This is a genomic window from Streptomyces sp. NPDC017940, assembly GCF_044328435.1.
In the GTDB taxonomy this organism is placed as follows: Bacteria; Actinomycetota; Actinomycetes; order Streptomycetales; family Streptomycetaceae; genus Streptomyces.
Genome location: NZ_JBIRHJ010000004.1, coordinates 229,198 through 239,974 on the forward strand (window position 1 = coordinate 229,198; position 10,777 = coordinate 239,974).

Consider the following 10,777-nt stretch of genomic DNA (forward strand, 5'->3'; position numbering starts at 1 on the left):
CGCGCCCGGGGACGCACGGCGTCACCCCCGCGGCCAACACCGCGGCCAGTACAGCCCTTCGTCCTGGATTCATGCCCCAAGTCTGCGGGCGACGGCTCGGTCCCCGGCCGCCCCCGGGGCCGGGCACCCGGGTGATTCCTTCGCCTCGCGACGTCGCGTGCTTCCGCGCGCTCCCCCGATTCCGCTCACGCCCCTCACACCTCGGGATCCGGCGCGAGCTCCGCGATGAGCAGGTCCACGCGCCTCTTGATCTCGTCGCGGATCGGGCGCACCCCTTCGACTCCCCGACCGGCGGGGTCTTCCAGCTGCCAGTCCAGATACCGCTTGCCGGGGAAGACGGGGCAGGTGTCGCCGCAGCCCATGGTGACGCAGACGTCCGACTCCTCGACCGCGTCCACGGTGAGGATCTTCGGGGTCTCGGCGGAGATGTCGACGCCGACCTCACGCATGGCCGCCACGGCGGCCGGGTTGACCCGGTCGGCGGGGGCGGAGCCGGCTGAGCGGACCTCCACCCGATCCCCTGCCAGGTGGCGCAGCCACGCGGCGGCCATCTGGGAACGGCCCGCGTTGTGGACGCAGACGAACAGCACGGAGGGCTTCTCGGACATCAGCGGGCTCCCTCTCGGACCAGTGGTGTCAGCCAATGTGGTCTCAGTCAGGGTCAGCCCATGCCAGGCCATGGCAATCCATCGCAGCCCATGGCAGACCATGCCAACCCATCGCAGCCAATACTGGTGTGACAGTATCAGTCCATGCTGACATCAGTCGAGACTGAGTTGATCCGAGTCCTCGCCGACCCCCTGAGACTGAAGATCGTGACCCTGCTGGCCCGCGAGACGCTGTGCACCACCCACCTGGTGGAGGAGACAGGCGCCCGGCAGACGAATCTCTCCAACCACCTCAGAGTCCTGCGGGAGGCCGGAGTCGTCGAGACGGAGCCGTGCGGCCGGTTCACCTACTACCGGCTGCGGCCGGACGTCATCGCCTCGCTCGCCGGTCGGCTCGCCGACCTGGCCAAGACCGCTCGTAGCACCTCCGACAACAAGAGGGCCTGCCCGTGACCCGCGCCGAAGCCACCACCAGCACCGCAGGGGCCTCGGTAGTCCAGAAGCTGTCGACGCTCGACCGCTTCCTCGCCGTGTGGATCCTCGTCGCCATGGCCGTCGGCCTGGGACTCGGCAGGCTCGTCCCCGGCCTCGACGACGCGCTCGCGAAGGTCGAGATCGGCGGCATCTCGCTTCCGATCGCGCTCGGTTTGCTGATCATGATGTATCCGGTCCTCGCGAAGGTCCGTTACGACAGGCTGGACGCCGTCACCGGCGACCGCAAGCTCATGGTCTCCTCGCTGGTCGTCAACTGGGTGCTCGGCCCGGCGATCATGTTCGCGCTGGCCTGGATCTTCCTGGCCGACCTGCCCGAGTACCGCACGGGCCTGATCATCGTCGGCCTGGCCCGCTGCATCGCCATGGTCATCATCTGGAACGACCTCGCGTGCGGTGACCGCGAGGCCGCCGCCGTCCTGGTCGCCCTCAACTCGGTCTTCCAGGTGCTGGCGTTCGGCCTGCTGGGCTGGTTCTATCTCGACCTGCTGCCCGACCGGCTCGGCCTCGGCGACGGCGAGCACCTCGACATCTCCATGGGGAAGATCGCTCTGAACGTCGTCGTCTTCCTCAGGGTGCCGCTGGTCGCGGGCTTCCTGACCCGCCGGATCGGCGAGCGGAAGTTGGGGCGTGCGGCGTACGAGGCGGACTTCCTCCCGAGGGTCGGGCCGTGGGCCCTGTACGGGCTGCTGTTCACGATCGTCGTTCTGTTCGCCCTCCAGGGGAGGACGATCACCTCGCAGCCGCTCGATGTCGCCCGTATCGCGCTGCCGCTCCTCGTGTACTTCGCGGTGATGTGGTTCGGCACGTTCGCCCTCGGCAAGGCCATCGGACTCGCCTACGACCGCACCGCCACCCTCGCCTTCACCGCGGCGGGCAACAACTTCGAGCTGGCCATCGCCGTCGCCATCGCCACCTTCGGCGTGACCTCGGGCCAGGCCCTGTCGGGCGTCGTCGGCCCGCTGATCGAGGTACCGGTCCTGGTGGCGCTGGTATACGTGTCCCTGGCCTGGCGGAAGAAGTTCGTGGCCTCGGACCGACCGGCTCCATGACACGACACCTCTGCGACACGACACCTCTGCGCGGTGGTCGTCGGCGGGGCTGGATGCCCACCTGCGCGGCTCGGGCGGTGGCGCCGGCTCGGCGAGCGGCGAGAAACGGCCGTGCCCCCGCCTTCCTGGCCCTGACCGGCTACGGTCAGGGCCGCTCGGTCCCCGCCGCTCTCGCGGCAGCCGGGTGACCGAGTGGTCAGGGGCGGGGGCGGGTGGCGGTGTCGAGGTAGAAGGCGTCGATGTTCTGGACGGCCTGCTCGAACTCCTCCAGGTTGACCGGCTTGGTCACATAGGCGTTGGCGTGGCTGCTGTACGCGCCGGTCACGTCCTCCGGTGCCGTGGACGTGGTGAGGACGACCACGGGGATGGTCTGTAGGTCCTTGTCGGTCTTGAGGACCTTCAGCAGATCGCGGCCGTTCATCCGGGGCATGTTCAGGTCGAGGACGATGAGGTCGGGGCGTACGGTGTCCGGCGAACGCAGGTGTTCGAGCGCGGCCACTCCGTCCGTGACCTGGACCAGGTTGCGGGCCCCGCGCTCGGAAAGGGCCTCCTCGATGAGCATCGCGTCGGCGATGTCGTCTTCGACGAGCAGGACGTCGAAGGGGCGGGCGGGGGTGGTCATCATCGGACGCTCCGAGCGTTTCTCGTGGGAGTGGTTGAAGAGTCCCGGCCAGCGGCGCCGGGCGCCCTGCCGGGTCACGCCGCAGGCGGCGCCGATCTGTGGATAGCCCGCGCCCGCGCGGGCGGCGGCCACGGCGACTTCCCGTTGCAGCCGTTCGGTGGCCTGCTGGAGGTGGTCGAGCAGGTGCAGCAGGGCCAGGGCCCGCTCCGGTCCTTCGCCCGGCGCGGAGCCATCGCCGAACCCCGGACAGTCCAGCGGCAGCACGTCCGCCGCCGAGAAGTCCATCGCCGAACCGCTCGCCGCCGAAAAGTCCACCGCCGGAACGCTCGCCGCCGAGAAGTCCACCGCCGCACAGCTTGCTGCCGAAGCGCCCGCTGCCGGACCGCCCGGCACCGGGCCACCCCCCGGGCCCGCGGGCGCCGGGGTCTCGATGAGCCGGCGGGCTAGGCGCTGCGCGAGGTGGCCGACCGCCGCGTCCGCGATGGCCGCGGTCTCCTGCGGGGAGGCCCGCAGTACGAAGTTCGTGCCTGGCATACCTGGCACTCTAGGTCCCGGATCACCCGCGCGACAACAACCGTTGTCGCCCTCTAGAGTGTCCTGGCTGCACTTCAAGGCGGCAGTCACAGCGAGGAGCCCACAGGATGACCGGCGAGCAGAAGCAACCGCGTGCGCGGGGAATCTCCCTGTGGACGACCCGGCGGTGGCTTCGCACCGGGGCTGCCGTGTCGTTGGTGGTCCTGGCCCTGCTCGGCACGACCGGAGCCTGGGTCCTGGCCAGGACCGGGACGCTCAGCAAGGACCTCGTGGACGTGCGGTCCCCCGCGCTGACCACCGCGATCCGCCTGGAGTCGGCCGTACTCAACCAGGAGACCGGCATCCGCGGCTACGGACTCACCGGCAAGCCGGAGTTCATCACGCCCTACGAGCGGGGCGTCACCGAGCAGAAGGCGAGCACCGCGCAGCTCACGGAGCTGCTCGACGGCGACAGCACCGGCCTCGACGACCTGAAGGCCGTACAGGAGTCCGTGGCGAGGTGGCAGGAGCGGATCGCGCGGCCCATCGCCGCCGCGGAGCCCGGCGCCCCCTCGCGGCTGGCCGCCGAGCGGGCGGCGGAGGGCAAGGCGACCTTCGACCAGGTGCGCGCCGCCCTGAGCCACCAGCAGGACCGGCTGCGCGCGAACCGGCTGCATGCGCGGGACGACCTGATGTCCACGATGACCCTGCGCAACTGGGTCTTCAGCGCCATCGGGCTTGTCATCCTCGTCCTCACCGCCGTCATCTTCGAAGGGCTGCGCCGCGGTATCAACAGGCCGCTGGAACAGCTCGGCGCGGACGCCCGCACCATCGGCGGCGGTGACTTCGATCACCCCATCTCCCCGACGGGCCCCGCCGACCTGCGGCGCCTCAGCAGCGACATCGACTCCATGCGCAGGCGCCTGGTCCAGGAGCTGGCGTTCGCCGAGGAGGCCCGCGTCCGCCTCGACGCGCAGGCGGCCGACCTGCAACGCTCCAACGCCGAGCTGGAGCAGTTCGCGTACGTGGCGTCGCACGACCTGCAAGAGCCGCTGCGCAAGGTCTCCAGCTTCACCCAGCTCCTCCAGCGGCGCTACGGAGGGCAGCTCGACGAGCGGGCCGACCAGTACATCGACTTCGCGGTCGACGGGGCCAACCGCATGCAGACCCTCATCAACGACCTGCTCGACTTCTCCCGCGTGGGGCGGCTGCACAAGTCCCACCAGAGCGTCGACCTGGACGAGGTGTTCGAGCAGACGCTGTCCTCGCTGAGCGTCGGCATCGAGGAGTCCGGCGCGTCGATCACCCACGATCCGCTGCCGACCCTGGTCGCCGACCCCACGCAGATGGGCATGCTCTGGCAGAACCTCATCGGCAACGCCGTCAAGTTCCGCCGTCCCGGTGAAGCACCGAGGATCCATGTCACGGCGGCGCGGGAGGGCGACCTCTGGCGGTTCACCGTGACCGACAACGGCATCGGCATCGAACCGGAGTACGCCGACAAGGTCTTCGTGATCTTCCAGCGGCTGCACACCAAGGACGCCTACAGCGGCAGCGGCATCGGCCTCGCGATGTGCAAGAAGATCGTCGAGTTCCACGGGGGCACCATCGGCGTCGACCCGGCCCACAGCGGCGGCGCCCGCATCGTCTTCACCCTGACGCCCGAGCCGCCGGAGAGCTCCGGCCCGTCCCCCCTGCCGGAGGACGCCCTCGCGGGCACGGAGCAGGTGAGATGACCTCATCCATGTCCCCCGCACCGGGCGGTACCGCCGCCGAACCGCTGTACCGCATCCTGTTGATAGAGGACGACGAGGGTGACGCCCTGCTCGTCGAGGAGCTCCTGTACGACACGGGGCTGCGGTTCGAGCTGACCACCCGCACCACCCTGGCCGAGGCCCGCGCCGAGCTGGCCGGGAGCACGATCGACTGCATCCTGCTCGACCTGCACCTGCCCGACGTGTCGGGCATCGAGGCGGTCGCCGCCGTCCGCGGCCTCGCCCCGCACACCGCGGTGATCGTCCTGACCGGTCTCTCCGAGGCCCAGGCCGGCTCCGACGCCATGGCCGCCGGGGCGCAGGACTACCTCGTCAAGGGCAAGGTCGAGGCGGACCTGCTGCGCCGCACGGTGCGCTACGCCGTCTACCGCAGCCGGACCGAACGCGCCAGCGCCGAGGCCCAGGCCGCCCGGCTGCGGGCGGAGGAGAACGCCCGCCTGGAGCGCGGTCTGCTGCCCCAGCCCATGCTCGACACCTCCACGGTGCGCGTGACGTCCCGCTATCTGCCGAGTGCCGAACTGGCCCTGCTCGGCGGTGACTTCCTCGATGTGGTGGAGGGCGACGACGGGTTGCTGCACGCCGTCATCGGCGATGTGAGCGGGCACGGCCCCGATGCCGCCGCGCTGGGGGTGTGCCTGCGGATCGCCTGGCGCTCCCTGATCCTCGGCGGACACCGCGGCGACGATCTGCTGCGCCTGATGGAGCGCATCCTGATCGCCGAGCGCGGCAGCCAGCTGCTCTTCGCCACCTGCACCCTGCTCACCCTCGACCAGGACGCGGGCACCGCCGTCCTGCACCTCGCGGGTCACCACGAGCCCCTCCTCACCACGGCCGACGGCACCTCGGAGCTGCCCGCCGCCCACGGCATCGCCCTGGGCATAGCCCCCGGTCTGTACGGCTGGCCCGCCACGACCGTCAGGCTCCCGGCCGCCGGGGCCCTCACCCTCTACACCGACGGCCTCACCGAGGGGCACAACGGGGCGAGTGGCGAGCGGCTCGGCGTCGAAGGGCTGCTCGCCCTGATCGGGAAGCTCGCGCCCGCGGACCCCGCCGCCCACGTCGATCTCCTGATCAAGGAGACCCACGCGCTGAACGCCGGGCAGCACTCCGACGACGTCGCCGTGCTCCGCCTCGACTGGGGTGGCAGGACCGCCCGCCACTGAGCCCCGGCACCGCCGCCCCGACGACCTTCAGCACATGATCTCCGGGGTTTCGCTTTGCCGAAGCCAACTTGCCCGGGGTACGGAAAGGCCTCTCACGTCTCCCTTTGTCATACGCACGTTCCCCTCACCTGTGCGCGGTGTTCACATCCCCGTCACGTGAGGAAGATCACCGAGGACAACCCTGGCCGCCCCCACGGCATCTTCTTCGGTGATCAAGGAGTCCATCCCAGGAGCTGTTGGCCGAGTGGCCGGTACGTCAGACAAGGCAACACCGTTTATGCACCCCGAAAAGCGCGGCTTCGCGCGAGCAACCCGTCGTGACGTCATCGCGGCCTCCCTGCTGTGCGCCGTGGCGCCCATCGGGGTGGGCATCGGTGTGGCGGCCCGCTCGGACGAGGGTGCGGGGACCATCACCCCGCACCAGCCCCCGGACCTGAGTACGGCGGCGCCCTCGGGAACGTGGGCGGCCTCCGGGCCGCAGCCGAAGACCACGGAGTCGATCGTGCAGATCGTCGCCCACCCCGACGACGACCTGTTCTTCATCAATCCCGAGGTCGGCCAGGCGCTGCGCAGCGGCAGGCCCGTGGCCACGATCTATCTGACGTCGGGCGAGGCCAACGGCATCAACGCGCCGCGGCGTGGCACGTACCGCGGCCGGCCCCGGCCCGCGCGCGACTGGCGCAAGTACGCCAAGGCGCGTCAGAACGGCATCCGCGCCGCCTACGCGGAGATGGTCACGGGCCGGACCGACCACCCGTGGCGGCGCAGCGTCATCGCCACGGCGGGCGGCGGGCAGGCGGAGCTCGACACGCTCCAGGGGTACCCGCACATCCACCTGGTGTGGATGCTGCTGCACGAGGCGGGCAGCATCACCGGTGACCGCCCGCACAGCCTGCACGGCCTGTGGGACGGCCGGATCGCAGCGCTCGGCTCCCAGCTCGTGCACGGCGGCCTGGTCACCCGTGACTTCTCGTACACACGGGAACAGCTCGTCCGGACCCTGACCGGCCATCTGGAGCGTTTCAAGCCGACCCAGGTGCGGATGCAGAACCCGACGCCGGGACGGCTCGACCGCAACCTCAAGTGCGCCGACCACCAGGACCACCGCTTCGGTGCCCGGTTCGTGCAGCAGGCGCTGGCCCGCTACGCCGCCACCGGCTCGCGCCCCCACTTCTCCGTGCAGACCTACATGGGGTACTTCAACGGCGGGCTGCCCCGGGCCCTGGACCCGGCGTCCGGCGCGTCCAAGGCCCGCACCCTGGAGACGTACTCCTGGAGCGACGCCTCGCGAAACACCTGCCAGGACCCGGCGGGCTGCGGTGACATCAAGGTCGCGGCGCGCCCGAAGCACCGCTGGTCGTACAGCATCCACCACGCGGGGGACACCGGCGTGGGCTGGCTGCTCGCGGGCAAGGGCGACAGCCTGCGGGCGTTCGCCGTGCTGGACGGCCGGATCGCGCACTGGCACCGGCCGGGCGGTGGCGCACGGTGGAGCACGAAGCGCTGGACGGGACCCACGCTCCTGAAGGACACCGGCATCGACACGGGAATCCACCCCGTGGTCCTGCCCGACGGGCGGATCGCCGTCTTCGGCACCCGCACCCTGTTCGGCGCCCGCGCCGCCGACTACCGCAGGGAGGTGGGCTTCGTCCTCCAGGAGGCCCCCGACGGGGCCTTCGGGCCGTGGCGATCCCTCGGCACCCCGGAGGTGTCCGACGAGATCGGCACGAACGACATCAGCTCGCCCGCCGTCGCGGTGCACCGCGACGGCACGGTGACGGTGTACCTGCGTGACAGCAGTCACCAGCTCACCACCCGCGTGCAGCAGGCGGACGGGCAGTGGACGCCCTGGCGCGGCCTCGGCGGCGAGGCGGTGTACGGCGACCCGGTCGCCGCGACGGACCGCTCGGGACGCTCCTACGTTCTCGCCGCCACCGCGCACACCGTCCTCGCCTGGATCCAGGACCAGCCGGACGCGCTGGTCCGCGGCCCGCTGCCGACCGGGCTCCCGCCCACCACGCTGCCGCTGACCGTCCGCCCCGACGACGACGGCGTCCGGGTCTTCTACCGCGTACCCGACTCCGGGAACGTACGCGGCGCCCGTCTGCACGCGGACGGCCTCGCCCCCGCCGCGGCGTCGCGGGGCGGCCGCAAGCCGCTGACCGCCCACCAGTCGGCGGACCTGACCGACTTCGGCGGGGCGGGCGGTTACGGCCCGGTGAGCGTCACCTCCAACGACTGGGGCGGTGTCCTGCTGGCCGCCCGGTCCGCCACCGGTGACGTCGCCACGGCCTGGGGCACGTCCGGCGCCGCCAGGCACCGGCCTCAGTGGAACCGCACCGGTGTCCTGCTCGCCGGTGCCCCTTCGAGTGCCCCCCTGGCGTCGGGCGGCGTCGCGCTCACCATGCTCGGCCTCGACAGCCGCCTGTACTGGACCCATGCCACGCGTGAAGGAGGACGTCTCGCGCCCTGGCAACCGGTCGAACCCCCGGCGCCCGCCCGATCGAGGGCGTGATGCCGATGGGTGCCCCGGACACGCGCGACCCCTTCTTCGACAACGCCAAGTTCCTGCTCATCGTGCTGGTCGCGCTCGGCCACTCCTGGGAGCAGATCGTCAGCGGCACGCATGCGCTGCAAGCCGTCCACACCGTGGTGTACGCGTTCCACATGCCGGCGTTCATCCTGCTCTGCGGCTACTTCTCGCAGCGCTTCACCGCCCGGCCCGACCAGATGCGCCGCCTGCTCGAAGGGGTGCTCATCCCCTATCTCCTCTTCGAGACGGCCTACGCGGCCACGAACAGCGCGGTGCGGGGCGAGCCCTTCGCACTCACCCCGACGGAACCCACCTACCTCTGCTGGTTCCTCGTCGCGCTGTTCCTCTGGCGGCTCAGCGCACCGCTGTGGCGTGCCGTCCGCCATCCCGTGGCCGTCGCGGTCCTGGTCTCCCTCGCCGCGGGCACGACCACGATGGGCTACGACCTGGCGCTGCCGCGGGTGCTGATGTTCCTGCCGTGGTTCGTGCTCGGCCTGGGTCTGCGGCCGCAGCACTTCGCCCTCCTGCGTACGCGGGTCGCGCGTCGCTGGGCCGTCGTCGCCCTGGCGCTCGCCGGGGCCGGGGCCTATCTGTTCGTCCCCGCCCCCGACGAGCACTGGCTGTCCATGGACGTCGGGTACACCGAGCTCGGCGTGGGTCCGCTGCGCTATCTGGTCGTGCGCCTCGCCCTCTTCGTGCTCAGCGCCGTCCTCGTCGCCGCCTTCCTGGCCTGCGTGCCCCGGCGCCGCACGCTGTTCACCGCGCTCGGCGCCGTCACGATGTACCCCTACCTCCTGCACGGCCTGCTGATCCGGGCGGGCGAGGCCGCCGGGCTCTACCCGGCGCTCAAGGACCTCGGCCCGGTGGGCCAGGTCGTCCTGACCGTCTCGGTGGTCGCGGCGGTGTTCCTGTTGTCGACCCCGCCGGTACGGTGGCTGTTCCGGCCGTTCGTCGAGCCGCGGCTGCCGCGACGGTCCGTACCCGGGCCGCCGTCCGCCGCGCAGGACGGACCGGACGCCGTTCTCACAGCACGTCGGTCGTCGAGATCACGACCATCTTCGTGACCGACCCGTCGTCGCCCACCACGTCCCGTACATGGCGGAAGCCGAGGCGTTCGATCATCGCCAGGCTGGCCGTGTTCTCGGCGCCCACCATGCCGTAGGCCTCCTTGAGGCCCAGGTTGTCGGCGGCGTGGCGCAGCAGGGTGCGGACCACCTCGGTGCCGAAACCCTTGCCCCAGTACTGGGGGGCGAGGGCCGTGATGAGCTCGTGGCCGTCCACGTTGCCCGTCTTCTTGACCTCCGCGTGGCCGACGTATGTTCCCTCGTGCCACAGGCCCCACACGTCGAACAGGTTCTGCGGGTAGATGTCGGTGAGCATCATGCGGAAGGCCTTGCGCAGGTCCTCCTCGGGCACCTGCTCCTGGCCCATCCAGCGGCACACCTCCTCGTTGCGCAGCAGGGTGACGAAGCCCTCCTCGTCCTTGGATCGGTACGGCGCGAACTCCAGCCGTTCGCTGTGCAGTGTCGGCGTCATCGGCGAACTCCTCGAGCAGAACTGGAAAGAAAGTGGAGACGGCCGCGCTGTGGAACGGGGGAAGTGCGGCCCGAGGGTTGCGGGGGGTGAGGGGACGAGAAGGGTGGGGGGGGTGAGAAGGGACGGGAGTAGAGACGGGAAGGGATGGGAGGCGGGGTCGTGCCCGGGGTGACGGACGGCGGTGTCGTCGCCCCGGGTCGGCACCGGTGCGGCCTACGCCCCGGCGCTCTCCATGCGCTCACGCAGGCTGCGCGGACGCATGTCGGTCCAGACCTCGTCCACGTAGGCGGAGCACTCGGCCTCGGTGCCCTCCTTGCCGACGCGGTGCCAGCCGGCGGGTACGTCGACGTCGACCGGCCAGAGCGAGTACTGGTCCTCGTCGTTGCGCAGCACCTGGTAGCGGGTGTTCTCGTCCATGTCGGGCTCTCCGTGATGAGTAGTGCGGTCCCGTGGGACCGAATGGTCCGCGGTGGCGGGCCGCGG

Annotated in this window: 10 protein-coding genes; 6 read left to right on the forward strand and 4 right to left on the reverse strand. The window is 71.0% G+C overall.

Features of this window, described 5'->3' with window-relative positions; translation table 11 throughout:
• Positions 1-194: 194 nt before the first annotated feature.
• A complete protein-coding gene (locus ACH4DX_RS15580) occupies positions 195-608 on the reverse strand; it encodes an arsenate reductase ArsC (RefSeq protein WP_398155453.1) in 414 nt (137 codons plus the stop codon).
• A gap of 144 nt (positions 609-752) precedes the next feature.
• Between ACH4DX_RS15580 and ACH4DX_RS15585 the strand changes: the two genes are divergently transcribed.
• Both ACH4DX_RS15585 and arsB read left to right on the forward strand, forming a co-directional pair.
• Positions 753-1,061, forward strand: coding sequence for an ArsR/SmtB family transcription factor (locus ACH4DX_RS15585; protein ID WP_398155454.1), 309 nt, complete (start codon positions 753-755; stop codon positions 1,059-1,061).
• On the forward strand, positions 1,058-2,152 hold the full coding sequence (gene arsB / locus ACH4DX_RS15590) for an ACR3 family arsenite efflux transporter (RefSeq protein WP_398155455.1): 1,095 nt from the start codon (positions 1,058-1,060) through the stop codon (positions 2,150-2,152). Before ACH4DX_RS15585 ends, arsB begins: the two co-directional genes overlap by 4 nt.
• A gap of 196 nt (positions 2,153-2,348) precedes the next feature.
• On the opposite strand, the gene ACH4DX_RS15595 is transcribed toward arsB, so the two are convergent.
• A complete protein-coding gene (locus ACH4DX_RS15595) occupies positions 2,349-3,308 on the reverse strand; it encodes a response regulator (protein ID WP_398155456.1) in 960 nt (319 codons plus the stop codon).
• Between the two features lie 107 nt (positions 3,309-3,415).
• Between ACH4DX_RS15595 and ACH4DX_RS15600 the strand changes: the two genes are divergently transcribed.
• From ACH4DX_RS15600 to ACH4DX_RS15615, 4 genes are all read left to right on the forward strand, one after another.
• Complete coding sequence (locus tag ACH4DX_RS15600) at positions 3,416-5,023, forward strand: CHASE3 domain-containing protein (RefSeq protein ID WP_398118997.1); 1,608 nt, start codon at positions 3,416-3,418, stop codon at positions 5,021-5,023.
• Positions 5,020-6,225 (forward strand): PP2C family protein-serine/threonine phosphatase, encoded by a 1,206-nt coding sequence (locus ACH4DX_RS15605; protein ID WP_398155457.1) that lies wholly within the window; start codon positions 5,020-5,022, stop codon positions 6,223-6,225. The genes ACH4DX_RS15600 and ACH4DX_RS15605 overlap by 4 nt, the downstream gene beginning before the upstream one ends.
• Positions 6,226-6,502: 277 nt before the next feature.
• A complete protein-coding gene (locus ACH4DX_RS15610) occupies positions 6,503-8,740 on the forward strand; it encodes a PIG-L family deacetylase (RefSeq protein WP_398155458.1) in 2,238 nt (745 codons plus the stop codon).
• 5 nt (positions 8,741-8,745) lie between these two features.
• Positions 8,746-9,822, forward strand: coding sequence for an acyltransferase family protein (locus ACH4DX_RS15615; RefSeq protein ID WP_398155459.1), 1,077 nt, complete (start codon positions 8,746-8,748; stop codon positions 9,820-9,822).
• On the opposite strand, the gene ACH4DX_RS15620 is transcribed toward ACH4DX_RS15615, so the two are convergent.
• Positions 9,782-10,294, reverse strand: coding sequence for a GNAT family N-acetyltransferase (locus ACH4DX_RS15620; RefSeq protein ID WP_398118990.1), 513 nt, complete (start codon positions 10,292-10,294; stop codon positions 9,782-9,784). The two genes, ACH4DX_RS15615 and ACH4DX_RS15620, sit on opposite strands and share 41 nt — an antisense overlap.
• Before the next feature lie 213 nt (positions 10,295-10,507).
• Positions 10,508-10,711 (reverse strand): MbtH family protein, encoded by a 204-nt coding sequence (locus ACH4DX_RS15625; protein ID WP_398118988.1) that lies wholly within the window; start codon positions 10,709-10,711, stop codon positions 10,508-10,510.
• Positions 10,712-10,777 lie beyond the last annotated feature (66 nt).